We start from the raw sequence: 26,429 nt of genomic DNA on the forward strand, positions 1-26,429 counted from the left end.
TCTGAAAACGCAGTTTCGGCGCAGCCAAAAACAGTTTTCAGACGGCCTCTGTTGTTTAACCGCAGGCCGGATTCCCGAATCCGACGTTTTCCCGCAAGGGGAAAATCCCGCCGCAACGGCAATGTCGGATACAAGTATCCGACCTACGACTGTCGTGTAGGCAGGGTGTGTTGCCCCAAGGCGGCGCACGTGTTCTCTGCCGCATCACCAATCCCGCTGCCCGCGTCCCGAAAAACCGCGTGCGTGGCTGCGCCACACACCCTACGGAAGATTCGGCTGCCCCCGCCGCACCATAGAAACAGGCCGTCTGAAAACCCGTTTTACGGATTTTCAGACGGCCTGTTTGTGCCCGAACGGGCGGGTTTAGAACTTGTAGTTCACAGCGAAGCGGACGTCGCGGCCGACTTCGGGCAGGGAGTTGCCGGAAGAGGAGGAGCTGCGCTGGCTGTGGGAGTAGTAGTACTTGTTGGCCACGTTGTTGATGGCGAAGTTGATTTTGAGGTTGTCTTTGCCGGTGGGTTTCCAGTTGGCGTAGATGTCGTTCACGCCGTAGCCTGCGCGGCGTTCGGTGGTGTTGGACGACGCGCCGCGGTCGGGGGTGCCGGTGCGGGCTTGGACGAAGCGGCCGCGCCAGCCGATTTCGAGGTTGGGTTTGTCGAAGCGGTAGGCGAGGCCGGCCGTCCAGGTGCGGCCGACGGCGTGGGCTTTGGTGTTGAGGTCGTAAGACTCTTTTTCGGCGTGGTGTTTGGGGTCGCTGTATGCGACGCCCATGCGGGCGGTGAGGCCGCGCCAGCGGTAGTTCGCGCCGAGTTCGTAGCCTTTGTTTTTGATGTAGCCGTTGTTGGTGGACTGGGTGATGCCGCTGCGGTAGGTGGCGCGGCCGCCGCCGCAGCTGCCGCTCAGGCAGACGAAGTCGTGCACGTTGCTGATGTGCTGCCAGAAGTAGCTGCCGGTGAGGGAAAGGTCACGGATGGGGCGGTAGTTGAAGCCGATTTCGGTGGTGCGCGAGCGTTCGGCTTTCAGGTCGGGATCGACGACGATGTTGCGGCTGCCGGCGAGCATGGCTTCGTACAGGCGCGGGCTGCGGGTGGCGTAGTTGAGGCTGGCGCGCAGGGAGAGGTTGTCCAGCGGGTCGTAGATGATGCCGAGGCTGGGGTTGACGTTGCCTTTGGAGGCGGAGGTGTGGCCGGTGGTGTTGACTTTGAAGTGGTCGTAGCGCAGGCCGGTGGTGAGGGTTACAGGGTGGAAGTCCCAGATGCCTTCGAGGTAGACGCCGTAGTCGGTTTTGTTTTCGTTGGCCGCCGCGCTGCCGGTGAGGTCGGGGTGGTTTTTCTCTTTGCGCCAGTTCACGCCGTATTTGAGGGTGTGTTTGTCGAAGATGCGGCTGTCGAGGTTGAGGTTCGCGCCGGTGGCTTTGCTTTTGACTGCGCCGTCATCGCCGTCTTCGCGCTTGGTCTGCATTTGGTAGACGTTGGTTTTGATTTTGCTGACGAAGCCCAAGTCCGCGCCCTGGTATTCGAGGTTGGTGGTGTCTTGGGTGTAGCGGCGGTAGGAGGCGGGGTTGCGGCCGAAGTCGACGAATTCTTCGCGCATGGTGCGCTGGCCGTAGGTTCTTTCTTGGCGGCGGCTCAGTTCGACGCGGTTGTCGGGGTTGAAGCTGTAACCGATTTTCGCCAAGAGGCCGCGTTCGCCCAAGGCGGAGAAGGGGACGCGTTCGCCGCCGGTTACGCCGGGGTTGGTGTAGCCTTTGCCGGCTTTGTAGTCTTTTTCGGTGTTCCAGCTGCCGACGACAAGTCCGTCGAAGCCGCCGGCGCGGCCGTAGGCGGAGATGCCTCTGTTCCAGCCTTTGTTGCTGGATACGCCGGCGTTCACTTTGAAGCCGAAGTTTTGGTCGGGGCGCAAGAGGTCGGAAGGATCGACGGTTTCGGCCACAATCGCGCCGGAGCTGGCGCCGATGCCGGCGGAGGCCGAGCCGGAGCCTTTTTGCACGGCGACGACTTTCACCAGCGAGGGGTCGAGCAGGAAGCGGCTTTGGTGGTGGAAGGTGGAGGTGTCCATGTAGGCGTCGTCCACTTTGAAGTCGATTTGGTCTTGGCCGAGGCCGCGGATGTTGACCCATTGGGAGGTGCCGTTGCCGCCGCCGAAGCCGATGGAGGGCTCGCTGAACAGCAGTTCTTTGAGGTCGGTGTCGGTGGATTCGTCGATTTTCTGGGTGGTGATGCGGTGGGTGGAGAGGTTCGCGCCTTTGACGGTAACAGTTTCGAGGCTGCCTTCGGCGGCGGCGGGGTCTTCGGCATGGGCGAAGCCTGCGGCGAGGGCGAGGGTGAGCAGGCTGAGTCTGACAGGTAAGGACGATGCGGACATAAAAATACCTTTTTTGTGGTTTTGCTTGAAAACGGTTAAACAAATCGGATGAAACGAAGCGTAGTGTAAACGAGTTTGATTGTTCCGTATAGCTGATTATGACTTGTTTACATTTGTATTTTATAACACCAGCACGAAAGAAGAGGCCGTCTGAAAACACATTTTCAGACGGCCTGTTGCCGTTCGGGTAGGGTGTGTGGCGCAGCTACGCACGCATTGGGGGAGGCGAACATAGTTAAAAGAGGCCGTCTGAAAAACATTATTCAGACGGCCTGCCGTTAAGCGGCAGAAAACGCGTGCGTCGCCTCGGGGCGACACACCCTACGGCAGGTTCGGTATTGGTTGAGATGTAGGGTGGGTCTTGACCCACCGCAATCACCGCAACCGTGCCGCTTCCTGCGAATGGCGGGTCGAGACCCACCCTGCCGAATCGCGCAAAACGCAGAGGCCGTCTGAAAAAACGTTGTTCAGACGGCCTGACGCGAAAGCGGCATAAACCGCGTGCGCCGCCTTGGGCGACACACTCTGCAACGGGTTCGGCATGGGCAAACAAAGCAGAGGCCGTCTGAAAACCTTGAAAACAGGTTTTTCAGACGGCCTCTTGTTTCAGACTTACGGCGCACGACAGTGTTTGTTTCAAACGATGGGCGCGGGGTAGCCGTTGAGGGAGACGCCGCTGCCGGCGCGGTGGGGGGCGTGGATGATGTTGTCGGGCAGGTGGGCGATTTCGGGCAGGTGGCTGCGGATGAAGCGGCCACCGGGGTCGAGGTTTTGCGATTCGGCGAACGGGTTTTTCATGCGGGCGGCGGCGGCAGTCTGCCAGCCGACGCGGTTGGCGGAATAGTCGTAGTCGGTGAGCGCGGCGGCGAAACAGGCTTCGCCGGCGGCCTGGGGGATGCCGAGGGCGGAGACGGCGAAGGCGGCGCACAGGGAGCGCAGGCGGGGGTGCATCCAGCCGCCGCCGTCGAGCAGGCGCATGGCCGCGTCGATGAGGGGCACGCCGGTTCGGCCGCGCCGCCACAGGTCGAAGGCGGCGGCCTGTTCTTCGCTCAAAGCGGGCATGGCGGGCGCGGCGGCGGGCGGGCGGATTTCGACCAGTGCGCCGTCTTCCCATGCCCACAGGCCGGCGGCAAACGGCATGCGGCGGCGGCAGTAGTCGCCGTAGAACACGCTGTGCAGCCATTTTTCGGCCGATTCGCCGCCCATCACCTGCACCGTGCGCGCCAGCCGCCGCACGGGCAGCAGGCCGAAGCGCAGGGCGGCGGAGAGCTGGGAGGTGCCTTTTTGCGCGGGGAAGTCGCGCATCAGGCCGTAATACGGCAGCTTGGGGGTGAAGGCGCGCCACGCCGTCCAGGCCGCCGTTTCGCCGCCGGTTTGCGGCAGGGTTTGCGCGGACACGGAGGGCGGCGGCGGGGCGTCGCGCAACTCGGGCGGCAGGTGCTGCTGCACGCGGCGCACCGCCGCTTTGTCGGGCGTGCTGTCGGTTTCCTCCGCGCTTTTGGCCGCTTTGCGCAGCCATGCGTCGCGGTAGACGACAAGGTCGGGCGGCAGGGAGGTGTCGAGGGTGGTGCGCCGCACGGGCAGGGGGAGGATTTCTTCCTGCACATACTGCACGCGGCAGGACGGGTCGTCGGGCAGGCGGATGTGTTGCGCGGTAATCAGGCGGGCGGTGGGGTAACGCGCCATCAGGGCGTTGAGGTGTTCGGTCGGGCTGCCCTCGAAAACGTGCAGGGGGATGCCGTATTCGGCGAGGCCGTCTGAAAGCTCGGCGAGCGTCTGGCTCAGGAAATACATTTGGCGGGGGTTGCTGTGGGCGGGCAGGAAGTAGACGGCGGCGGCGGGGATGCCGTATTGCACGGCGTGCAGCAGCGGGTTGGCGGCCAGGCGCAGGTTGCGGGTGAAGTGGAGCAGGAGCAGTTTCGGTTGTTCGGGCATATCGGCGGACGGGTTGGGGGCGGGGTTGGCTTTTCCGGCTTTTTCAGACGGCCTCTCAGGGCCTGTTGACAATCAACGGTTGCGGCGGATTATACGTTATCGCGCGGCGGGTTGGCGGGCGGGAAGGCTGAGGCCGTCTGAAAACATGTGTTCCGCCTTTTTCAGAAACGTCATCCCCGTGCAGGCGGGGACGGCCTTTACAGCCTCAGGCCGTCTGAAAAACGGGCGGGCGCGGCGGTTTGCCGTCGTCGCGTGCCAGCAGGATGACGGCTTGGGCTTCGATGGCTTCGCAGCGGCCGAGGTAGCCGAGTTTTTCGTTGGTTTTGCCTTTGATGCTGACGCAGCTTTCGGCAAGGCCGAGGTCGGCGGCGATGTTGGCGCGCATGGCGGGTATGTGGGGGGCGAGTTTGGGCTGTTGGGCGATGAGGGTGGTGTCGGCGTTGACGACGCGCCAGCCCGCATCGCGCACGCTTTGGCAGGCGGCGCGCAGGAGGGCGCGGCTGTCGGCGTCTTTGAATTCGGCGGCGGTGTCGGGGAAGTGGCTGCCGATGTCGCCGAGGCCGGCCGCGCCCAAGAGGGCGTCGGTGAGGGCGTGCAGCAGCGCGTCGGCGTCGGAGTGGCCGAGCAGCCCTTTTTCGTGCGGGATGTGCACGCCGCCGAGGATGAGGGGGCGGCCGGCGGTGAGTTGGTGTACGTCGTAGCCTTGGCCGATGCGCAGGGTCATGGGGTTTCCTTTTGTGGTTTGGCTTGGGATTGGAGGCCGTCTGAAAATCTGTTTTTTAAAAACTTCAAACGGTTTTTTTATGGTAGAGCCGCGCTCTCAGACGGCCTATTTGCTTGGCGGATATAAGGCCGTCTGAAAATCCGTTTTTCAGACGGCCTCAAATGCCGTTCACAGGCTGCAATCGAGCCCCATCTGCCAGAAGGCGGCTTCCATGCGGGTGGCGGTGCGGAACTCGGCGGACAGCTCGGCGAGGCGGTTTGCGCTTTGGTCTGCACACAGCGCGTCGAGGGCGGCGGCAAAGTCTTGCGCGGCGGACTGGAAGGCGGGGTCGGCGTAGGTGTCGATCCACGCCTGATAGGGGTTGTCGGCCACGGGGCCGCGCGCGGCGAGGTTGCGGCCGATTTCGGCATAGCCGATGACGCAGGGGGCGAGTGCGGCGTAGAGGTCGGCCAGCGTGCCCTGCATGCCGCAGTCGAGCACGTAGCGGGTGTAGGCGACGCAGGCGGCGGATTCGGGTTCGCGCAGCAGGTCGGCCTCGGCCAGACCCCATTGGGCGCAGAAGCCGACGTGCAGCAGGGTTTCGTCAAGAATGGCGTTCAGGCTCTGCTGCAAGGCGCGGATTTCGTTGAAGCTGCCGCTTTTGTACATGCCCAGCGCGAGGGCGCGGGCGTAGTGGTGCAAAAAGAGGTAGTCCTGTTTCAGATAGTGGCGGAAGCACTCGGGCGGCAGGCTGCCGTCGGCGAGGCGGCAGACGAATTCGTGTTCGGTATAGGCCTGCCATTGGGCGGCGGATTCTTCGATAAAGCGTCGGGTGGCGGACATCGTTTGCTCCTGTTTGCATGACATAAGGCCGTCTGAAAACGGCGCGGCGATTATAGCGGCGGCGGCATCGGGCGGGCAAACGGGTGAGTGTTGCGGCCAAACGTCCGCAAAGGCAAACATATCTTGCCGTTTGGCAACGTTTTCCCGACATAACACGTGATTCTGTAATAAAATCCCGACACATTGATTTTCTGTTATCTGTTAACCGCCAATTTTCAAAGGACAAACCGTGCAAACTCCCTTCCGCCTCTCCCTGCTCGCCCTCGCCCTGCTGCCGCTCTGCGCCCAAGCCGACGGCGACGCGCAAACTTCCGCCGGCCTCGACACCGTAACCGTAACCGGCAGCAAACCCGCCAGCCTCAACCAAGGCTACTCCACCGACGGCACCTACGCCCCGCTGGGCATCGCCATGACCCTGCGCGAAACGCCGCAGAGCGTGAGCGTAACCACCTCCAAACAGATGGAAGACTGGAAGCTCGACAGCCTGCGCAAAGTGATGGAGCAGACCAACGGCGTAACCGTCAAAAGCGGCAGCGGCGGCAGCGACCGCTATGTCGGGCTGCACTCGCGCGGCATGGAAGTGAAAAACTTCCAGATGGACGGCGTACCCTACCGCAGCTCCGGTTTCAGCAAAGACTCGTGGACAGGCTGGGGCGGCGTGGATACCCGCGCGCTCGACCGCGTGGAAGTGCTGCGCGGCGCGTCCGCCCTCTTGGGCGGCACGGGCGATCCCTCCGCACAAGTGAGCCTCGTGCGCAAACGTCCCACCAAAGACTTCAAAGCCGAAATCGGCACCGAAATCGGCAACCACAGCCGTTGGGGCGTAAACGGCGACGTTTCAGGCAGCCTGAACGCCGAGGGCAGCCTGCGCGCTCGCATCGTGGCGGGGCATGACCGCAGCGGCTACCAAACCGAAGACGCGAAAATGCGCAACAGCAGCCTCTATGCCGTGGCCGAATGGGATGCCGCCCCCGCCACCACCCTCTCCGTCGGCACCCAGCTGCAAAACCGCCGCGAAACCGACACCCCCATCTTCCTGCCCACCGCCTACGACAGCGAAGGCTACCCGCTGAAAAACGAAATCAGCCGCCACGCCAACAATTCGCCCAAAGGCACATCCTACAAATACAGCAGCCGCAACGTGTTCGCCGAAGTACGCCACCGCTTTTCGCCCGACTGGAAAACCAAGCTCGAATACAACTGGACGCGCAACACCATACACGACCGCCAAGGCTACGCGGCGATGAAAACCGACCACGACACCCGCCAAATCGACCTGCTCGAAACCGATTCGAGCGAAAAAAGCACCACCCACAGCTTCGCCGCCTCGGTGGACGGCAAATACAACCTTCTCGGCCGCAAACACGACATCCTGTTCGGCATCAGCGGCTTCAACACCAAAAACCGCGCCCCCAGCCGCTTTGCCCGTTACGACAACGCCTTCGGCCTGCATGACTTCCTGAACGACCGCAGCCTGCGCCCCGCCAACCCCGCCGACTACGAATACACCGCCGACGACGACATCCGCGCCCGCCAGTTCGGCGGCTACTTCGCCACCCGCTTCCGCCCCACCGAGCGCCTCGCCCTGATCGGCGGCGCACGGTACAGCCGCATCACCATGCAGAAAGCCGAACACGTTGAAGGCACAAACGAAAAAGTAAGCCGCAGCAAAGCCACCCCCTACATCGGCGCCGTGTACGACCTCACCGACCAACTCTCCGCCTACACCAGCTACGGCACCTCCTTCGAGCCCGTGTTCGACAAAGGCCAAGACGGACGATTCCTCAAGCCCACCACCGGCCGCAACATCGAAGTCGGCCTCAAAGGCGAATTTTTCGACCAACGCCTCAACGTCTCCGCCGCCCTCTTTGACACCCGTAAAAACGGCATGCCCAAATACGTGGAAAGCGGCGACTACTACGTCTCCGAAGACAACATCCGCACACGCGGCTTTGAAACCGAAGCCGCCGGCCGCATTAACGACAACTGGTTCGTCAGCGCAGGCTACACCGTGCAAAACCGCAGAGGCGGCGAAGACTCCTACGAAGCCGATTTGCCCAAACACCAAATCAAACTCGCCACCACCTACGACTTGAACGAGAAATTCACCCTCGGCGGCAGCCTGCGCTGGCAGAGCAAAACGTCCAACATCAACAAAAGCGCGCTCACCGACGAAACCGACTCCGCCGCCCTCGCGCGCGCCAGAGCATCGGCCACGCAGAAATCCTACGCCCTGCTCGACGTGATGGCCGCATGGCGCATCAGCAAAAACGCCGAAGCCACGCTGAACGTGAACAACGTGTTCAACACCCGCTACCGCACCCTCTCCACCTTCCTCGCCTACGGCGAAGGGCGCAACGCGGTGCTGGGGTTCAAATACCGGTTCTAAAACAACGCCGCACCTGCAAAAAGGCCGTCTGAAAACCGTTTTACCGAGACCTTTGCAAAATTCCTTTTTCCCCGACAGCCGAAACCTAAATAAAGATTTTTGGCTGTTTTTGTTTCAAATATCCACTGATTCTACCCCAATACCCCCTTAATCCTCCCCGGATACCTGATAATCAGGCATCCGAGCCGCCTTTTAGGCAGCAACAGGCACACTTAGCCTATTAGCCGCTTTCAACAGGTTTAAACACATCGCCTTCAGATGGCTTTGCGCACTCACTTTAATCAGCCCAAAATAGGCTGCCCGGGCGTAGCGGAATTTACGGTGCAGCGTACCAAAGCTTTGTTCGACCACATAACGGGTCTTCGACAAATATCGGTTACGTTTGGTTTGCGCTTCCGTCAGCGGACGGTTGCGGTGGGCTTTGCGCATAATGCCGTCCAGCAACCGATGCTCTTCCAGATGTTGCCGGTTTTCCGCACTGTCGTAGCCTTTATCGGCATAGACGGTCGTGCCTTCGGCTATCCCTTCCAGCAAAGGCGACAGATGGTTGCACTCATGGGTATTGGCGGGGGTAATGTGCAGTTTCTCGATATAGCCTTCCTCATCGGTGCGGGTATGTTGTTTGTAACCGAGTTTGTAGAGGCCGTTTTTCTTTGTCCAACGGGCATCTTTATCTTTACTCGGTGTGGTTTGGCCGCTGACTTGTCCTTCTTCATCGACTTCTATGGCCTGACGCTGTTTGCTGCCGGCGGTCTGAATAATGGTGGCGTCAATGACGGCGGCGGATGCCTTCTCTACTTTTAGGTTTTTCTCGGCCAGTTGGCGGTTGATCAGTTCCAGCAGTTCGGACAGGGTGTCGTCTTGCGCCAGCCAGTTGCGGTAGCGGCATAAGGTGCTGTAATCGGGGATGCTCAGTTCGTCAAAACGGCAAAACAGGTTGAAGTCGATGCGGGTGATGAGGCTGTGTTCGAGTTCGGGATCGGAGAGGCTGTGCCATTGTCCGAGCAGGACGGCTTTGAACATGGACAGCAGGGGATAGGCGGGACGGCCGCGGTGGTCTCGGAGGTAACGGGTTCTTTGACGATTCAGGTACTGTTCGATCGGTTGCCAATCAATCACTTGATCCAGCTTTAATAGTGGGAAGCGATCGATGTGTTTGGCAATCATGGCTTGTGCGGTTTGCTGAAAGAAGGTGCCCATGAGAAATCCCCTAAATGTCTTGGTGGGAATTTAGGGGATTTGGGGGGGATTTTGCAAAGGTCTCTTACCGTTTTTCAGACGGCCTTTCCGACATTCCACCCGTGCCGAACCCTATGTAGGGTGTGTGGCGCAACCACGCACGCGGTTTCTGTTTGGCGGGAAACACGCGGATTCGTGATGCGGCAGGGAACGCGTGCACCGCTTTGTGGCGAGAACGTGTGCTGTGTTTCAACTTCGTTGAAGTGTGTTTTCAGAAATGTCATCCTCGTGTAGGCGGGGACGGCCTTTTCCGCCCCGAACCCGCCGTGCGCCCGTGCCGCGCGGGCGGGGGCGGGCTTCGTGCTAGAATACGCGCCTTTTTTTCCGCACGCAGCGACGCCGCCATGAGCAGAAACAGCCAATATTCCGAATCCAGCATCACCGTGCTCAAAGGCTTGGAGCCGGTGAAAGAACGCCCCGGCATGTACACCCGCACCGACAGCCCGACGCACATCTGTCAGGAAGTCATCGACAACGCCGCTGACGAAGCCTTGGGCGGTTTTGCCGACCGCATCGAAGTGGAAATCCACGCCGACGGCTCGCTTTCCGTGCGCGACAACGGGCGCGGCATTCCCGTGGGCATCCACCCCACCGAAGGGCTGCCCGTGATCGAACTCGTGTTCACCCGGCTTCACGCGGGCGGCAAGTTCAACAAAAAAAGCGGCGAGGGCGCGTATGCCTTCTCCGGCGGCCTGCACGGCGTGGGCGTGTCCGTAACCAACGCGCTCTCCACCCGCTTGGAAGTAACCGTCAAACGCGAGGGCAAAATCCACCGCATCGCGTTTTCCGGCGGCGATGTCATCGAGCCACTGCACGAAGCCGGCAAATGCGCCGCCAAAGACAGCGGCACCGAAGTGCGCGTGTGGCCGGACGGCAAATATTTTGAAAGCCCCAATTACAGCATTGCCGAACTCGAACGCCTGCTGCGCGCCAAAGCCGTGCTGCTGCCCGGCGTTACCGTGTCGCTCACCCGCCCCGTCAAAGGCGAGGCCCAGCCGCAAACGCAGGTTTGGCATTATCCCGAGGGTTTGAAAGGCTATCTGAACGACCTCATCAGCGAAGCGCAGGAAGCCGTGCCGCTGTTTGCCTGCGAAAACTATCTTTCAGACGGCCATAACGGCGATTTCAGCGAAGGCGAGGGCGCAGCCTTCGCGCTCACATGGCTGGAAGAAGGCTCGTGCGCCAACGAAAGCTATGTCAACCTGATTCCCACCCCGCTGGGCGGCACGCACGAAGCCGGCCTGAAACAGGCCGTGTTCCAAGCCGTGAACAACTTTATCAACCTGCACAACCTGCTGCCGCGCGGCGTGAAAGTGCAGAGCGACGACGTGTTCGGCAAAGTGGCGTTTGTGTTGTCCGCCCGCGTGCTCGACCCGCAGTTTCAAGGCCAGACCAAAGACAAACTCACCAACCGCGACGCGCTCAAACTCGTCGCCGCCGTCTCGGGCGACCCGCTCGAATTGTGGCTGAACCAAAACGTCGAATACGGCAAAAAAATCGCCGAACTCGCCATTCGTCAGGCGCAGGCGCGGATGCGTTCCGTGAAAAAAATCGAAAAGAAAAAAGGCAGCGGCGTGGCCGTACTGCCCGGCAAACTCACCGACTGCGAAAGCGAAGACATCCGCGAAAACGAGCTGTTTTTGGTGGAAGGCGACTCCGCCGGCGGCTCGGCCAAACTCGCCCGCGACAAGGCGACGCAGGCGATTTTGCCCCTGCGCGGCAAAGTGCTCAACAGCTTCGAAGTCCATCCCGACCAACTCTTCGGCAACGCCGAAATCCACGACATTTCCGTCGCCATCGGCGTCGATCCGCACAGCGCAAACGACAGCCCTGACCTCTCCGGCCTGCGCTACGGCAAAATCGCCATTCTCTCCGATGCCGACGTGGACGGCTCGCACATCCAGGTTTTGCTGCTCACCCTGTTTTACCGCCATTTCCCCAAACTCATTGCCGACGGCCATATTTACGTTGCCCAGCCGCCGCTGTTCCGCGTGGACGTGAACGCGCAGGGCAAAAGCAAACCCGCGCGCAAATTCTACGCGCTCGACCAAAACGAGCTCGACGGCATCTTGGAGCGGCTGCAAAAAGAAGGCGTGAAAGAAACCGCCTATTCCATCAGCCGCTTCAAAGGCTTGGGCGAAATGAACCCCGACCAGCTCAAAGACACCACCATGCACCCCGACACCCGCCGCCTGCTGCGGGTAGCAATCCCCGAAGGCGCGGGCGAAGAAACCTACGGCATCTTCGTCAAACTGATGGGCAAAGGCGAAGCCGCCGCCCGCCGAAGCTGGATGGAACGCGAGGGCGACACCGCCGAAGTGGATGTCTGATGCGGCAGGAGGCCGTCTGAAAACAGCTTCATCATACGTTTTACCTGCACTTGAAAGAAACCGAATTCCGCTTTAATCACAGGCATGATGATTTGTACAAAGTACTGCTGAAAATGCTGCGAAAAGATCCTTTGAAATGATTTTTGCTTTCTAAGCCCCTGGATTAATATGACGTTATCAGGTGAGCGCAGCTCGTCTTGCCCACCCCAACAAAAAGCAGCAAGCGTAGCCTGCATGGGGTAGCGGTCTAGCTTACATGCCGTAGTATCGGCGAAATCCTTTAACGACTTCAAGGCGGATGCCTTGAAAAACAATCTCTCGGGAGATGCAATGCACGAATTTATCTACAAACAGGCCAAAGAAAACGCCCTATCCTCCAGCATGGGCTGCTTTATGAAGGGCACCTTGGTAGAAACGGAAGAAGGCTGGACGCCGATAGACGAGTTGAAGGTAGGCGACCTTGTCATGTCGCGGCCGGAAAACGGCATCGGCGAGGCCGTGCCCAAGCGGGTGGTGAACACCTTCCGTTATGAAGACAAGGAAGTGGTAATGTTGAATTTCTCCCAATTCCCCGAAAGGAACGGGGGGGGGGCGGGAATCCTGGCCGTTACTCCCAACCACCCGTTCTGCGTGTACGGCGTGGTTACCAACCTGATTCTTGAGCATCCCCAATTCGGTAAGCTCGGCGCCTATTGGAAGGGCTGCGATTACGACGACGGCGAATACGTGTTTGCCGGAGATGAAGGCAGGGCGAGATACGAAGCCCTGTGGGCATTTAAGCACACCCCCTATGAAATGCGGTTGTACGAACAGCCGGTGTGGAAGCGCGCCGACCAGCTCGAGCGCGGCGATGTGGTGTTGGGTGTTCGTGATTATTATGTAGTAGAGGATTACCGCCCGCTGTATGCCTACCGCGATACCGACCAGGCTTGGATACAGCCGATCAATCTGGCCTACGGCTGGGAGCAGTCGGATCGGGGCAACACCTATGATATGGTGCTGGATGAAGAATCGCGGAACCGTCCGACACGGGATTGGCTGGACGTGCCGAACGACGAGAACCTGCTGTATGTGGACGAGGACGGACAACGGCATTACCGCCGCTACCGCACCACGGTCTACAATATCGAGGTCGAGGATTACCACACCTATTGTGTCGATTATCCGGGCATCCTGGTGCACAACCAGAATTGCGGCGCAGAGCGGCGCAGCCGGGTGGACAGCCTGGAAATCCGCGGTAAGAAGGAATTGAGCGACTTTATCGGCCGTAACCCCGAAGCACACAGGGGTAAGCAAGCGTAGGTTGGGTTGCAAAACCCGACAAAATGCAGCCTGAAAACCCTGCCCCACCTTTTTCAGGCTGCATTTTCAGACGGCATCAAAGCCGCCCCGCCCGAAAGAAAACCCCATGCGCCCCCTAATCACAGCCCTTATCCTGCTCGCCGCCTGCACCGATTCCAATCTAAACATCCACGAGCCGCCCGCCATGACCGCCAGCCCCAGCCAAGCCCCCGACCAAACCGAACAGCCCGACGGCAAAACCCTGCTGCGACAGGCTCAACAGCAATACGACGGTTACTACAAATACCAAGCCGCTTATCTTGCCTACCAAGCCGCGCAGGCGGCCGAAACCCTGCCGCCGCATCTGGCCGAGCTGGTAAAAAACTACCAACCCGACGCCCCCGCCGCCACGCCGCAGTATTTTGACCTTTCGCTGCAAGACCTTGCCGCCGTAACCGAGCAGGCCGAACAAAGCAGCCGCGCGCCTTGCCGAATATTACCAATAGGCCGTCTGAAAGCGCAGTTTTCAGACGGCCTCTTTCGTTTCCCTGCCGTGTAAACATCCGCTGCTGCACAGAAAACGCGTGCGTCGCCTCGGGGCGACACACCCTGCCCGAACGGCCGCAGAAGACCGCGTGCGTGGCTTGCGCCACACACCCTACAAAGCGGTAGAGGCCGTCTGAAAGCGGTCAGATGGCGAAGTCGATGAGTTCGCTTTGGCCGAAGACGTATATCTGGCGGGGGGCGATGGGCAGGGTTTGGCCGGTTTGCAGGTTGAGGCGGGCGGCTTCGGCGGCGGGGAGGTCGGCGCGGATGCGGCGGCCGTCGGCGGTTTCTATGGTGAGGCGGGCGAGTGCGCCGGCGTGGTGCAGGGCGCGGATGGTGCCGCGCAGCATGGGTTTTTCGCTCTCGATCTGCCATTCGTGCGGGCGGATGTAGGCGGTGGCGGTCTGTTCCTGCCATTTGCCGTCGAGGGCACGGGTGTAGCCGCCGTAATGCCACGCGCCTTGTCCGATGCGGCCTTCAAAGGCTTCGGTGTGGCCGAGGAATTCGGTTACGAAGGCGTTTTTTGGGCGCAGGTAGATGTCGTCCGCGCTGCCGGTCTGTTCGATGCGGCCGTGGTTCATGACGACGATTTGGTCGGACACTTCGAGGGCTTCTTCTTGGTCGTGGGTTACAAGGATGCTGGTGATGCCGAGCTGGTGGTGGATGTCGCGCAGCCAGGCGCGCAGCTCTTTGCGCACTTTGGCATCGAGCGCGCCGAAGGGTTCGTCCAGCAGCAGCAGTTTGGGTTCGACGGCAAGGGCGCGGGCGAGGGCGATGCGCTGGCGTTGGCCACCGGAGAGTTGGTGGGGGTAGGCGTCGGCGAGGCGGGGCAGGCGCACGAGTTGCAGCAGTTCGGCCACTTTGGCGCGGATTTGTTCTTTGGGCGGGCGTTGGGATTTGGGGCGGACGGTGAGGCCGAAGGCGATGTTGTCGGCCACGGTCATGTGGCGGAACAGGGCGTAGTGCTGGAAGACGAAGCCGACTTTGCGTTCGCGCACGTGTTTGGCGGTAACGTCTTGGCCGTCGAACAAAATCCGGCCGCTGTCGGCGTTTTCGAGGCCGGCGATGATGCGCAGCAGGGTGGTTTTGCCACAGCCGGAGGGGCCGAGCAGGGAGGTGAGGTGGCCGGTGGGGGCGGTGAGGGAGATGTTGTTCAGGGCGTGGAACGCGCCGAAGTGTTTGCTGATGTGTTCGATGGTGATGCTCATGGTTCGTTCCTTTGCGCGGCGGCGAGTTTGCGCGCCTGGATTTTGGCGATGAGGTGTTGCACGGCGAGGGTGGCGAGGGCCAGCAGGGCGAGCAGGCCGGAGAGGGCGAAGGCGGCGGTGAAGTTGTATTCGTTATAGAGGATTTCGACCAGGAGCGGAATGGTGTTGGTTTCGCCGCGTATGTGTCCCGATACCACGCTGACCGCGCCGAATTCGCCCATTGCACGGGCGTTGGTGAGGATGATGCCGTAGAGCAGCGCCCATTTGATGTTGGGCAGGGTAACGCGCCAAAACATTTGCCAGCCGCTGGCGCCGAGAATCAGCGCGGCTTGTTCTTCGCTGTCGCCCTGCGCCTGCATCAGCGGGATGAGTTCGCGGGCGACGAAGGGGAAGGTTACGAACAGGGTGGCCAAGATGATGCCGGGGATGGCGAAGATAATCTGTATGCCGTGGGCTTCGAGCCAGCCGCCGAAGGCGGTGTGCGCGCCGAAAAGCAGCACGAACATCAGGCCGGCGACCACGGGCGACACGGAAAAGGGCAGATCGAGCAGGGTGGTGAGGAGCTGTTTGCCGCGAAAGTCGAAGCGGGTGAGCAGCCAGGCGGCGGCGATGCCCAATACGGCGTTGACGGGCACGACCACGGCGGCGGTGAGCAGGGTGAGTTTTACCGCGTCGAGGGCTTCGGGGTCGGCGAGGGCGGCGAAATAGAGCCGCCAGCCGCCTTTGAGGGCTTCGGCGAACACCGCCGCCAGCGGCACGACCAGCATCACGGCCAAAAACAGCAGCGCGGCGGCGGTGAGCAGCCATTGCAGAAGGCGCGGTTCGGTGATGTTCGGATTGGGCTTCATGCTTTCGCTCCCGCGCGGCGGCCGAGCGCCCACTGGCCGATGTTTAAAGCCATCAGGATGGCGAAGGAAATCAGCAGCATAAACAGGGCCACGGCCGACGCGCCCTGCACGTCATACTGTTCGAGCTTGCCGATGATGATCAGCGGCAGGATTTCCGACACTTTGGGCACGTTGCCCGCGATAAAGATCACCGAGCCGTATTCGCCGGTCGCCCGCGCGAACATCATCCCCGCCCCCATCAGCAGCGCGGGCAGCATTTCCGGCAGCAGCACGCGGCGGAACACGGTGAAGCGGTTTGCGCCCAGCGTGGCCGCCGCCTCCTCGTATTCGCCCGACAATTCTTCCAGCACCGGCTGCACTGCGCGCACCACGAACGGCAGGCTGACAAACACCAGCGCAATCCAGATGCCCAAAGGCGTGAAGGCGATTTTGAAGGGAAACAGCCGCCCCAGCCAGCCGCCCGGCGCGTACACCGTGGCCAACGCGATGCCGGTAACCGCCGTGGGCAGCGCGAAGGGCAGATCCACCAGCGCGTTGGCCAGCGCGCGGCCGGGAAACTCGTAGCGCACCAGCACCCAGGCCGTGAGCGTGCCGAACACCACATTGGCCAGCGTGGCCAGCAGCGACATTTTCAGCGTCAGCCACACCGCCGAGAGCACGCGCGGCTCGGACACCGTGTCCAGCCACGCGGCAAAACCCGCCTGCGCCGCCGACACCGCCATCATGGCAAAGGGCAGCACCACCAAAAGCGACAGACACAGCACGGTTATCCCCAGGCTGATGTTGAAGCCGGGCAGCACGGTAGGGGTTTTGAGCAGGCGCATAAACAGGTTTCCGCAGGATAAAAACAGGCCGCCACTCTATCGGAGGCCGTCTGAAAAACCAAGGAACGGCTGGTTGTATGTTAAGACGGATTGGTTATATTTGCCGCCGCCCGTCCGCAGTACAATCCGCCGCCGCCCGCACGGATTCATTCCGAACCGCAAACAGCGTATCATCGCGTTTTTTCAGACGGCCTCTGCGCGGTTTGCCGTCGAGGCCGTCTGAAAAACCAACCAAACCGAAAGGACAGACATGAAACGCCTCCTCCCCGCCCTGCTGCTCTCCGCCGCCGCCCATACCTTCGCCGCCGATACCCTCCGCGCCATCCCCGCCCAAGCCCCCGCCGGTTTCCCCTTCGCCGTCGAAACCCAAATCCTCTCCGAAAACACCTACCAAGTGAAAATCACCGACCGCAAAACCGGCAAAGCGCAAATCATCGAAGACATCGTCATCTTCCCCGGCTACATTCAAGGCAACACCGGCAGCCCGGTCGACATCCGCGACTACAACGGCGACGGCCATCCCGACATCGCTGTACGCGTAATCGGCGGCTACACCCTGCCCGCCGACGATCTGTACCTCTTCAACCCCGCCACACGGCAGTTCGAGCCCGTGCCCGAGGGCAAAGACTTTGCCCACACCGGCAGCGTCGAAATCATCCGCAAAGGCTGCGTGCGCATCGATTACAAAAACAGCGCCAGGGATTACTCGCAGGACGACTACTGCTGGAAAAACGGCGGCTGGCAATTACAGCGCCCGAACAACGCCAAAGCGCACAAAGCAGCCAAAGCACGCCATAAATAAGCCAACCGTTTTTCAGACGGCCTGTTGCCGGATGGTAAAAGGCCGTCTGAAAGCCCATCGCGAAAGGACACTATGAAACATTTCATCCCCACCCTGCTCTTAGCCGCCGCCCTTCCGTCTTTCGCCGCCGACGCGCCTACCGACGACACTGTTGTCGAAACCCACGCCGTCGCCACGCCGGACAGCTTTCCCTTTACCGTCGAAGCGCAAATCCTGCCCGAAAACGGCTACCGGCTGAAAATCACCGACAAACAAACCGGCAAAGTGCAAATCACCTCCGAAAGCGTCGTTCCGTCTTCCGTCGGCGGTCTCAAACTGGCAGACGTAGCCGGCAGGCTGGCCGATGTCAGCACCGACTACAACGGCGACGGCCATCCCGATATCGCCGTGCCGATCAGCGGCGCCTACGGCAACACCGCCGACGAGCTGTATCTGTTCGACCCCGCCACGCGGCAGTTTAAACCCGTCCCCGACGGCAAAGGCTTCGCCTACGACGGCGACGTCAAAGTCATCCGCAAAGGCTGCGTGCGCGTCGAATACAAAAGCAGCATCATGGATTACAGCCACGACGACTACTGCTGGAAAAACGGCGGCTGGGAGATGCTGCGCCTGAAAAACGCCAAAGCCCGCAAAAGCCACACAGGCGGCAAACACAAATAAGGCCGTCTGAAAAACCAAGACCGTCTGAAAGCGCAGCTTCGGCGAAGCCAAAACCGCAAACGAAAGGACACCCCATGCGCGCCGCCGCCTGCCTGCTGCTGTTGTACACCGCCGCCGCATCCGCCGCCGGAACACAGCCCTGCCCCGACGGACTGCCCCGCGCCGACGCCGCCCGCTGCGCCAAAGCGCAAATGAGCCGGAGCAAACGCAATCTGCTCGCAGCCGAAAAAGAGCTGGCAGACAAACTCGCCGCATGGGGCGCGGACGAGCAAAGCGCGCACGCCGCAGGCCAATACATGATTTACGCCCGCCACACCTTCAAACAATACCGCGCCGCCCAATGCCAGCTCGCCGCCACCCTCTCCGGCGCGCCCGCAGCGGCGCAAAACATCCGCCGCAACACCTGCAAAGCCGAGCTGAACAACCGCCGCGCCGAACAAATCCGCGCCCTCGCCGACAGCCTGCCGCAGAGGCCGTCTGAAAAACCAAGTGCGGCACAGCCCGACACCGCAGCCGAAGAACCGCCCGCGCGGCAGCCCTGAAACCCCAGCAGGCATCCCGCCCGCCCGTTCCGAAAACAACAACACCCGCCAGCAACACGGAGAACCCGCCCTTGTTCCGCAGCACCCACATCCTCAGCGGCGCAACACTTTACGAGAGGCCGCCGCAAACCCCAGCCGATTTTCAAACCGCCCTCGCCGCCCTGCGCGAAAAACAGGCCGCCTTCGCCGCGCTCGAAGCCGCCGAACGCGCCCGCATGCTTGCAACCTTCGCCGACCGCCTCGAAGCCGCCGCCCCCCGCCTTGCACACATGATCTGCGAAGAAGTCGGCCGCTGCCTGCGCGAATGCCAAGCCGAGCTGGCCAAATCCGTCGAACTCGTCCGCCACTGCGCCCAAACCGCCCCCGCCCTGCTCGCCCCCCGCCGCGTCTCCACCCCCGCCGCCCGCAGCGAAATCCGCTTCGAGCCCCTGGGCGTCGTCTTCGCCGTCATGCCGTGGAACTACCCCGTCTGGCAAATCCTGCGCTTCGCCGTCCCCGCCCTCGCCCTGGGCAACGCCTGCGCCGTCAAACCCGCCCCCAGCGTCCCCCGCATCACCGCCGCCCTGTTCGACACCATAGGCGACGCCCTCCCCCTCATCCCCGCCTGGCTCGCCCACCAACATGTAGAACACGCCATCGCCGAAGCCGACGCCTTCGCCTTTACCGGCTCCGCCGCCACCGGCCGCCTTCTCGCCGCCGCCGCCGCAGGCCGTCTGAAAAAAAGCGTTTTGGAGCTGGGCGGCAGCAACCCCTTCATCGTCCTGCCCGATGCCGATTTGGAGCAGGCCGCCCGCGACGCCTGCCACTCCCGCTTCCGCGACGCCGGCCAATCGTGCAACGCCGCCAAACGCATCATCCTCACCGACCCCATCGCCGAACCCTTCATCCGCCTCTTCCTCGCCGAATGCGCCAAACTCCGATACGGCGATCCCCTCGACCCCGCCACCACCCTCGCCCCCATGCACCGCGCCGACCTGCGCCAAAAACTCCACACACAAGTGCAAAACACCCTCGCCTGCGGCGCAACCCTCCTCTGCGGCGGCCAAATCCCCCCCGGGCCAGGCACCTTCTACCCCGCCACCGTCCTCGACCACGTCCCACCCGAGAGCCCCGCCGCGCAAGAAGAACTCTTCGGCCCCGCCGCCGCCATCCTTCGCGCCCGCGACGCAGAACACGCCCTCGCCCTCGCCAACGGCAACCCCTACGGCCTGGGCGCGAGCATCTACACCGCCGACGAAACCGCCGCCCTGCGCCTGGCAGAAAAACTGCACACCGGCGCAGTCTGCATCAACCGCCACACCAGTAGCGACCTGCGACTGCCCTTCGGCGGCGTCAAACACTCCGGCTACGGCCGCGAACTCTCCGAGTTCGGCCTCTACGAATTCGCCAACATCAAAACCTACCGCCAAAACCAAATATGAAAACAACACACCTCACCCTCGCCGCCCTCGCCCTCTGCACCGCCGCCGCAACCGCCGCCCCGCAGAAAATCTACTTCAACCAACAAGGCCGCCCCACCGACCAGCCCGCCGCCTACGCCTACGTGCGCGAATACACCCCCGAAGGCGCGAGTGCCCGCGTGCAGGACTTCTACTACCCCTCCCGCCGCAAATACTCCGACCCCTACCGCACCGCCCTGACCCAAATCCGCCAGTTCGTCCCCAAACTCGACAATGGCACCCTCACCCTCTGGCACCTCAACGGCCGCAAAAAAATGCACGCCCCCTACCGCAATGGCAAACCCGACGGCGAATGGACCAACTGGTACAACAACGGCGGCAAATCCGCCGTCATGCCCTACAAAAACGGCAAAACCGAAGGCACCGGCGCGCGCTACTACCCCAACGGCCGCAAAGAAAGCGAAATCGAATTCCACGCCGACAAAGCCAACGGCAAATGGAAACAATGGTATCCCGACGGCAGCCCCAAAAGCGAAGTCCTCATGAAAAACGACGAACCCGCCGAAATGGTGTCCTGGGACGAAAAAGGCCGCCTCACCGCCGAACTCACCTTCACCGGCAAAAAACGCAGCGGCATCATGCTCGAATGGCACGACAACGGCGCGAAAAAATCCGAATCCGTCTACCACGACGACGAACTCGTCAGCCGCACCGTCTGGGACGAAAACGGCCTCATCGCCGACCAATACTGACCCGCGCAAGAGGCCGTCTGAAAAAACGTTTTCAGACGGCCTCTGCCGTTAGGTAGGGTGTGTGGCGCAGCCACGCACGCGGTTATCGGATAAACGACAGCCGTTTTGCGCAATGCCGTAGGGTGGGTCTCGACCCACCACAATCATGTTGGCTTTCGCAAATGGCGGGTCAAAACCCACCCACCCCGCCGACGGCACACTCCTCCTATGTTTGAGGCCGTCTGAAAAAGCGTTTTTGCACTTTTCAGACGGCCGCTTATGCGTAGGTCGGGCATTCATGCCCGACAGGCAGGCACAGGAAATTGAAACATGTCGGGCATGAATACCCGACCTACCCGCTTTTCAGACGGCCTCAAAGCCCCCGCCCGCACCGCACAGGCCGTCTGAAAACCTTCCGTCCCGCCCGCCTGCCGCCGCACCGCCCGCCCGATACAGTCCCCCTTTCCCATCCCGCACGCCATACCCATGAAACACACCGCCCTCCCCTTCATCGCCGCCGCCCTCCTGCTTGCCGCCTGCGGCACCGCCCCCAAACACCCCAAAACACATGCCGCCCGCACCCAAACCGCCCGCACCCCCGCGCCCAAAACCATCCGCATCAGCCACATCGGCCGCACCGTCGGCGGACAGGAACTCATGCTGCACAGCCTCGACCTCGTCGGCACGCCCTACCGCTGGGGCGGCAGCAGCGACACCGGCTTCGATTGCAGCGGCATGGTGCAATACGTTTACAAAAACGCCATCGGCGTCAACCTGCCGCGCAGCTCCCGCGATATGGCCGCCGCCAGCCGCACCATCAGCCCCCGCGAACTGCAAAGCGGCGACCTCGTCTTCTTCAACACCTCCGGACGCGGCATCTCCCACGTCGGCCTCTACCTCGGCGGCGGCAAATTCCTCCACGCCCCCCGCTCCGGCAGCACCGTCCAAACCGAAAGCCTCAGCACCCCCTACTACGCCAAACGCCTGGTCAAAGCAGGAACGTTTTTCTGAATCCGCCGCCGGTTTTCCTTATGGTTAAACCAACAACGCAAATGCGACCGATTGAGGTAGGGCGTGGCGCAAGCCGCGTACGCGTTCTTTGCCGTCCGAGCCGTCTGAAAAGCCGTGGGTCGGATTCTTGAATCCGACGATCCGGCTTGGGCGTGGCTGTTTTCCCCTGCGGGGAAATGTCGGATACAAGTATCCGACCTACGGCTACTACACCCGCGCAAACGGCAACAGGCCGTCTGAAAAACAAAATCTGTTTTTCAGACGGCCTGTTGTTTGTCGGACGCAATATCCATGCGCCGCTGCGGCACACTCTGAAGCCCGTGCAATCCCGTATCGTCCAAACAGCGTCATTCCGACGCAGGCGGAAATCTTGGCGCAGCAAGGCGGGTTGGAGTTTGACCCGACATTTGCGGACATTCGGGCAATGTCGGGTTTGCAACTCAATCTACCGCAAAGGCCGTCTGAAAACCCATAGGCCGGATGCTTGTATCCGACATTTTCCCGCAAGGGAAAACACTCTCGGCCGAACTGCCGGATTGTCGGATTCAAGCATCCGACCTACGGCTACCGGATTTGGGGAAATTCAAGAAAGCCTGAATCTGAACAGCAAAAGGCCGTCTGAAAAATAATTTTCAGACGGCCTCAGTCGTTATGCCTACTTCCCGCCCTGCTGCTTTTTCACGCTCACTTGGCGTTTTTTCTTTTTGCCGCCGCTGTTGCGCTCTTTTTCGGCCTTGCGGTTTTCGCGTTTGGCGATGCGGTTGCTGAGGGTGGCGCGGCGCAGGGGTTTGGATTTGGTTTTTTCGGCGGTTTCTTCGTAGGGGTTTTCGCCGACGTTGTATTGGATGCGCAGCGGCGTGCCTTGCAGGTGGAAGGCTTTGCGGAAGGTCTGCGTGAGGTAGCGGGTGTAGCTCTCGGAGATGTGTTGCAGGGCGTTGCCGTGGATGACGATGACGGGCGGGTTCATGCCGCCCTGGTGGGCGTAGCGCATTTTGGGACGCACGAGGCCGGCGCGTGGGGGCTGCTGGCGTTCGACCGCGCTTTGCAGCACGCGGGTGATTTTCGGCGTCGGCATTTTGATCATGGCCGCGTCGTAGGCCGCCTGGATGCTGTCGAACAGGCCGTCGATGCCTTTTTCTTTGAGGGCGGAGATGAAGTGGAATTTGGCGAAGTCGAGGAAGTAGAGTTTGCGGGCGATGTCGCGTTTGATGTCGTTGCGCCGCTCTTCGCTGATGCCGTCCCATTTGTTGACGGCCACGACCAGTGCCCTGCCTGCTTCGAGGGCGAAGCCGGCGATGGTGGCGTCCTGGTCGGCGATGTCCTGCTGCGCGTCGAGCACCAGAACGGCGACATTGGAGGCTTCCACGGCCTGCATGGCTTTGATGACGGAGAATTTTTCCACGGCTTCATCCACTTTGCCGCGGCGGCGCACGCCGGCGGTGTCGATGATGGTGAAGGGTTTGCCCTCGCGCTCGAAGTCGATGTGGATGCTGTCGCGGGTGGTGCCGGCCATGTCGAACGCAATCACGCGCTCTTCGCCGAGGATGGCGTTTACCAGCGTGGATTTGCCGACGTTGGGGCGGCCGATGACGGCGAAGACGGGGTGTTTTTCGGTGGCGGTTTCTTCCTGCGCGTCGGGGAAACTGTCGAGGATGTCTTCGATGAGGTGGTAGACGCCGTCGCCGTGCGCGCCGGAGATGACGCGCGGCTCGCCCAGCGCGAGTTCGTAGAATTCGGCGGCCAGCACGTCGTGCCGCCCGCCTTCGCCTTTATTGACGGCCAGATAGACGGGGCGGGGGCTTTGGCGCAGGCGGTCGGCGATGATTTTGTCCTGCGGAGTGAGGCCGGTGCGGGCGTCCACCAGAAACACGACGGCGTCGGCTTCGTCCACGGCCTGCAAGGTTTGTTTGGCCATTTCGTGCAGGATGCCGCTGTCTACAACGGGCTCGAAGCCGCCGGTGTCGATGACGAGGTAGGGTTTGCTGCCGAGGCGGCCGTGGCCGTAGTGGCGGTCGCGGGTGAGGCCGGGCAGGTCGTGCACGAGGGCGTCTTTGCTGCGGGTGAGGCGGTTGAAGAGGGTGGATTTGCCGACGTTCGGCCTGCCCACGAGGGCGATGGTTGGTTTCATGCTTTGCTTTTTATACAGGCCATCTGAAAAAGTGGGGTTCGGTTTTTGCCGCGCCGAAGCCGCGCTTTTCAGACGGCCTTACGGTTTATTTTTTGTTTAACAGTTGGCCGATGATGCGGTCGATTTCCGCCTGGCGGCCGCGTTTGAAATCGGGATAGGCGCGCAGGCTGGCGACCGAGTGTTCGGGGGTGCGGATGAGCAGGGCAATATAGTTGGTGCCGTTGCCTTTGCCGCTGGTGTTGTAGCGCAGGTTGTAACGGCAGTCGGGTTCGTACAGCCGCTGCCGTTGGGTATCGACATCGACGGTTTCGCTGCTGATGCCGTATTTGTTGAGGGCGGCGGCAATCTCTGCCTTTAATTCGGGATTCGGGTCTTTGGCCTGCGGACGGGCAAGGATGCAGACGTGGCGGATGTCTGCCAGCTCCGTACCGCCGGTACCCAGCGACGGGCCGCTTTGGCAGCCGGCCAGCAGGATGCCGCTGCCGAGCATCAGCATGAGGGGAAGTTTCATCGGTATCTCCTTGTGGTTTGTTGCGATAAAAAATCACGGTGAGGCCGTCTGAAAAGCCCGCAAAATTTGGCGGACGGAAACGGCGGCGGTTTTGGCTGCGCCGAAACTGTGTTTCAGAAACGTCATCCCCGTGCAGGCGGGGACGGCCTGTGTCTGCTTTATTGGGCGGTGTCGGCTTTCAGTTGCAGCAGCGGGCGGCCGGGGGCGTCCTGCGGGGTTTTGTCCAAAGCCTGCGCGTAGGCGGCGGCTGCTTCTTTGGCTTTGCCCTGCGCGCCGTACACGTCGCCGCGCGTTTCGTCGATGGCGGCGGCAAAGGCGGGGTCGGTCGGGGTGTTCAGCGTGGCGAGGGCGGCGTCGTATTTTTTCTGCTGCATCTGCACGGTGGCGAGCCGCTGGACGGCGAGGGCTTGGACGAACGGCTCTTTTTGGTTTTGCAGCACCCATGAAAGCTGTTTTTCGGCTTCGTCGTAGCGGCCTTTGTCGAAGGCGTCGGCGGCCACCATCATGGTGGCTTGGGCGGCGGCGATGCTGGACGGGTAGTTTTGTTGCAATCCGGAGAGGTCGGCCTGCACGGCTTTGTCGTCTTTGCTGTTTTGCGCTTTGCCGACCAGCGCGGCCAGGGCGGCGGCGGCTTCGCCGTTTTTGGTTTTTTGGTGCTGCTGGTACATGACCCAGGCGAAGTAGGCCGCCGCGCCGGCAATCAGCAGGGCAAACAGCCAGCGTCCCCAGTTGCGCCAGAAATATTTGAAGTTTTCAAGTTCCTGTTGTTCGTCGATATGCGCGGCCATTTATGCGTTCTTCCATTGGTTGATGAGTTCGGGGAGCGCGGCGGCGGCAACGGTTTGCTGCCCGTTCCAGCCCTGCATGTCTTTGAGGGTGGCCGCGCCCTGCTCCGCTTCGCTTGCGCCGACAATCACTGCAAAGCGCGCGCCGCTGGCGTCGGCTTTTTTCATTTGGTTTTTCAGGCTCTGGGCACCGCTGTGCTGCAAGACGTTGAAACCCGCCGCGCGCAGCAGGGTGGCGCAGCGCATGGCCGCCGCCTGCCCTTCTTCCTGCTGCATGAGGTAGATGTCGGGCGCGGCTTCGGTTTTCAGACGGCCGTATTCGCGCACCAGCAGCAGCAGGCGTTCGATGCCCATGGCAAATCCGATGGCGGGGGCGTCTTTGCCGCCGAGTTCGCCGATCAGACCGTTGTAGCGGCCGCCGCCGCAGACGGTGGCCTGCGCGCCGAGTTTGTCGGTCGTCCACTCGAAAACGGTGAGGTTGTAGTAGTCGAGGCCGCGCACGAGGCGGGGGTTTTCGGTGTAGGCAATGCCCTGCGCGTCCAGCAGGCGTTTGAAGCCGGTGTAGTGCGCCAGCGAGTCTGCGCCGAGGTAGTCGGAGAGGTGCGGGGCGGCGTTGCAGATGTCCTGCAAGGCGGGGTTTTTGCTGTCGAGCACGCGCAGTGGGTTGGTGTGCATGCGGCGGCGGCTGTCGTCGTCCAGCGTGTTTTCGTGCGTTTGCAGGTAGGCCACCAGCGCGGCGCGGTGGGCGGCGCGCTCTTCCCGGTTGCCCAGGCTGTTGATTTCCAGCGTCAGCTCGCCGGCTATGCCGAGTTCGCGCCACAGGTCGGCGCACATGGCGATCATTTCGGCATCGACGTCGGGGCCGTCAAAGCCCAAGGCCTCCACGCCGACTTGGTGGAACTGGCGGTAGCGGCCTTTCTGCGGCCGTTCGCGGCGGAACATCGGCCCCATGTACCAGAGTTTCTGCGGACTGTTGTACAGCAGGTTGTGTTCGACCACGGCGCGCAGGCAGGAGGCGGTGCCTTCGGGGCGCAGGCTGAGGCTGAGCGTGTCATTGGAATCGGCGAAGGTGTACATTTCTTTGCCGACCACGTCGGTTTCTTCGCCGATGGAGCGCACGAACAGGCCGGTCTGCTCGACAATCGGCGTGCGGATCTGGCTGTATCCGAAACGGCGTGTCCAGCGGACGACGGTGTCTTCAAACGCCTGCCAGAAGGCGGAGCTGAGTTTGAAATCTTTCTGTTCTGCGGGCAGCAGGTCGTTCATGCCTTTGACGGCTTGGATTTTTTGTCCCATAAATCGTATGGCTTTCTGTTGAAACGTTTTTCAGACGGCCTGATGGTATGCAG

23 protein-coding genes and 1 pseudogene are annotated in these 26,429 nt (G+C 61.6%); 12 read left to right on the forward strand and 12 right to left on the reverse strand.

Translation table 11 applies throughout. From position 1 onward, the window contains the following. Window positions 1-363 precede the first annotated feature (363 nt). Entirely contained in the window at window positions 364-2,364 is a 2,001-nt protein-coding gene (locus tag H3L91_RS08955) for a TonB-dependent receptor domain-containing protein (protein ID WP_007343451.1), read from the reverse strand. A gap of 511 nt (window positions 2,365-2,875) precedes the next feature. On the opposite strand from H3L91_RS08955, the gene H3L91_RS08960 reads away from it, so the two are divergent. Continuing rightward, window positions 2,876-3,022, forward strand: coding sequence for a hypothetical protein (locus tag H3L91_RS08960; protein WP_007343454.1), 147 nt, complete (start codon window positions 2,876-2,878; stop codon window positions 3,020-3,022). On the opposite strand, the gene H3L91_RS08965 is transcribed toward H3L91_RS08960, so the two are convergent. The 3 genes from H3L91_RS08965 to tenA form a co-directional block, all read right to left on the reverse strand. Then, window positions 3,001-4,371: an FAD-binding domain-containing protein gene (locus H3L91_RS08965; RefSeq protein WP_007343455.1), complete on the reverse strand. Its 1,371-nt coding sequence runs from the start codon at window positions 4,369-4,371 to the stop codon at window positions 3,001-3,003. The genes H3L91_RS08960 and H3L91_RS08965 overlap by 22 nt on opposite strands. A 133-nt stretch (window positions 4,372-4,504) precedes the next feature. After that, window positions 4,505-5,023: a 2-C-methyl-D-erythritol 2,4-cyclodiphosphate synthase gene (gene ispF, locus H3L91_RS08970; RefSeq protein WP_007343456.1), complete on the reverse strand. Its 519-nt coding sequence runs from the start codon at window positions 5,021-5,023 to the stop codon at window positions 4,505-4,507. Between the two features lie 168 nt (window positions 5,024-5,191). Continuing rightward, complete coding sequence (tenA, locus tag H3L91_RS08975; RefSeq protein WP_040659618.1) at window positions 5,192-5,845, reverse strand: thiaminase II; 654 nt, start codon at window positions 5,843-5,845, stop codon at window positions 5,192-5,194. Window positions 5,846-6,074: 229 nt separating this feature from the next. Here tenA and H3L91_RS08980 point away from each other — a divergent pair, with 229 nt between their 5' ends. Next, entirely contained in the window at window positions 6,075-8,234 is a 2,160-nt protein-coding gene (locus tag H3L91_RS08980; RefSeq protein WP_007343459.1) for a TonB-dependent siderophore receptor, read from the forward strand. 192 nt (window positions 8,235-8,426) lie between these two features. Here H3L91_RS08980 and H3L91_RS08985 read toward each other — a convergent pair whose 3' ends face one another. Beyond that, window positions 8,427-9,434, reverse strand: coding sequence for an IS5 family transposase (locus H3L91_RS08985; protein ID WP_182109823.1), 1,008 nt, complete (start codon window positions 9,432-9,434; stop codon window positions 8,427-8,429). A 383-nt stretch (window positions 9,435-9,817) separates the two neighbouring features. Between H3L91_RS08985 and parE the strand changes: the two genes are divergently transcribed. The 4 genes and pseudogenes from parE (at window position 9,818) to H3L91_RS09005 (ending at window position 13,643) form a co-directional block, all read left to right on the forward strand. Continuing rightward, window positions 9,818-11,803, forward strand: coding sequence for a DNA topoisomerase IV subunit B (gene parE, locus H3L91_RS08990; protein WP_040659058.1), 1,986 nt, complete (start codon window positions 9,818-9,820; stop codon window positions 11,801-11,803). 38 nt (window positions 11,804-11,841) lie between these two features. Beyond that, window positions 11,842-11,943 (forward strand): annotated as a pseudogene (locus H3L91_RS12635) (IS1595 family transposase); the annotation flags it as partial. A gap of 190 nt (window positions 11,944-12,133) precedes the next feature. Further along, window positions 12,134-13,105, forward strand: coding sequence for a protein C- splicing region (locus H3L91_RS09000; RefSeq protein ID WP_007343461.1), 972 nt, complete (start codon window positions 12,134-12,136; stop codon window positions 13,103-13,105). A gap of 106 nt (window positions 13,106-13,211) precedes the next feature. After that, window positions 13,212-13,643: a hypothetical protein gene (locus tag H3L91_RS09005; RefSeq protein WP_007343462.1), complete on the forward strand. Its 432-nt coding sequence runs from the start codon at window positions 13,212-13,214 to the stop codon at window positions 13,641-13,643. A 130-nt stretch (window positions 13,644-13,773) separates the two neighbouring features. Here the strand turns inward: H3L91_RS09005 and H3L91_RS09010 are convergent, their stop codons facing one another. From H3L91_RS09010 to cysT, 3 genes are read right to left on the reverse strand one after another with little or no spacing between them, the layout of a single operon-like run. Further along, on the reverse strand, window positions 13,774-14,838 hold the full coding sequence (locus tag H3L91_RS09010; protein WP_007343463.1) for a sulfate/molybdate ABC transporter ATP-binding protein: 1,065 nt from the start codon (window positions 14,836-14,838) through the stop codon (window positions 13,774-13,776). Next, a complete protein-coding gene (gene cysW, locus H3L91_RS09015; protein WP_007343464.1) occupies window positions 14,835-15,686 on the reverse strand; it encodes a sulfate ABC transporter permease subunit CysW in 852 nt (283 codons plus the stop codon). The genes H3L91_RS09010 and cysW overlap by 4 nt, the downstream gene beginning before the upstream one ends. Continuing rightward, a complete protein-coding gene (cysT, locus tag H3L91_RS09020) occupies window positions 15,683-16,510 on the reverse strand; it encodes a sulfate ABC transporter permease subunit CysT (RefSeq protein ID WP_007343465.1) in 828 nt (275 codons plus the stop codon). The genes cysW and cysT overlap by 4 nt, the downstream gene beginning before the upstream one ends. A gap of 250 nt (window positions 16,511-16,760) precedes the next feature. Here cysT and H3L91_RS09025 point away from each other — a divergent pair, with 250 nt between their 5' ends. From H3L91_RS09025 to H3L91_RS09050, 6 genes are all read left to right on the forward strand, one after another. Then, entirely contained in the window at window positions 16,761-17,312 is a 552-nt protein-coding gene (locus H3L91_RS09025; RefSeq protein ID WP_007343467.1) for an XAC2610-related protein, read from the forward strand. A 72-nt stretch (window positions 17,313-17,384) separates the two neighbouring features. Beyond that, window positions 17,385-17,972, forward strand: coding sequence for an XAC2610-related protein (locus H3L91_RS09030; protein WP_007343468.1), 588 nt, complete (start codon window positions 17,385-17,387; stop codon window positions 17,970-17,972). A 74-nt stretch (window positions 17,973-18,046) separates the two neighbouring features. Continuing rightward, complete coding sequence (locus H3L91_RS09035) at window positions 18,047-18,514, forward strand: lysozyme inhibitor LprI family protein (RefSeq protein ID WP_007343469.1); 468 nt, start codon at window positions 18,047-18,049, stop codon at window positions 18,512-18,514. A 71-nt stretch (window positions 18,515-18,585) separates the two neighbouring features. Then, the gene (locus H3L91_RS09040) at window positions 18,586-19,935 is read left to right on the forward strand and encodes an aldehyde dehydrogenase family protein (protein WP_007343470.1); all 1,350 of its coding nucleotides are present in this window, start codon (window positions 18,586-18,588) and stop codon (window positions 19,933-19,935) included. After that, a complete protein-coding gene (locus H3L91_RS09045; RefSeq protein ID WP_007343471.1) occupies window positions 19,932-20,666 on the forward strand; it encodes a toxin-antitoxin system YwqK family antitoxin in 735 nt (244 codons plus the stop codon). The genes H3L91_RS09040 and H3L91_RS09045 overlap by 4 nt, the downstream gene beginning before the upstream one ends. A gap of 465 nt (window positions 20,667-21,131) precedes the next feature. Next, complete coding sequence (locus H3L91_RS09050; RefSeq protein WP_007343473.1) at window positions 21,132-21,656, forward strand: C40 family peptidase; 525 nt, start codon at window positions 21,132-21,134, stop codon at window positions 21,654-21,656. 655 nt (window positions 21,657-22,311) lie between these two features. Here H3L91_RS09050 and der read toward each other — a convergent pair. The 4 genes from der to hisS form a co-directional block, all read right to left on the reverse strand. After that, window positions 22,312-23,784, reverse strand: a complete 1,473-nt coding sequence (der, locus tag H3L91_RS09055) for a ribosome biogenesis GTPase Der (RefSeq protein WP_007343475.1) — start codon at window positions 23,782-23,784, stop codon at window positions 22,312-22,314. Window positions 23,785-23,869: 85 nt separating this feature from the next. Next, entirely contained in the window at window positions 23,870-24,295 is a 426-nt protein-coding gene (locus H3L91_RS09060; protein WP_007343476.1) for a hypothetical protein, read from the reverse strand. Between the two features lie 158 nt (window positions 24,296-24,453). After that, window positions 24,454-25,083, reverse strand: coding sequence for a YfgM family protein (locus H3L91_RS09065; RefSeq protein WP_007343477.1), 630 nt, complete (start codon window positions 25,081-25,083; stop codon window positions 24,454-24,456). After that, on the reverse strand, window positions 25,084-26,376 hold the full coding sequence (gene hisS / locus H3L91_RS09070; protein WP_007343478.1) for a histidine--tRNA ligase: 1,293 nt from the start codon (window positions 26,374-26,376) through the stop codon (window positions 25,084-25,086). Window positions 26,377-26,429: the final 53 nt, after the last annotated feature.

Source organism: Neisseria bacilliformis, assembly GCF_014055025.1.
GTDB lineage: Bacteria > Pseudomonadota > Gammaproteobacteria > Burkholderiales > Neisseriaceae > Neisseria > Neisseria bacilliformis.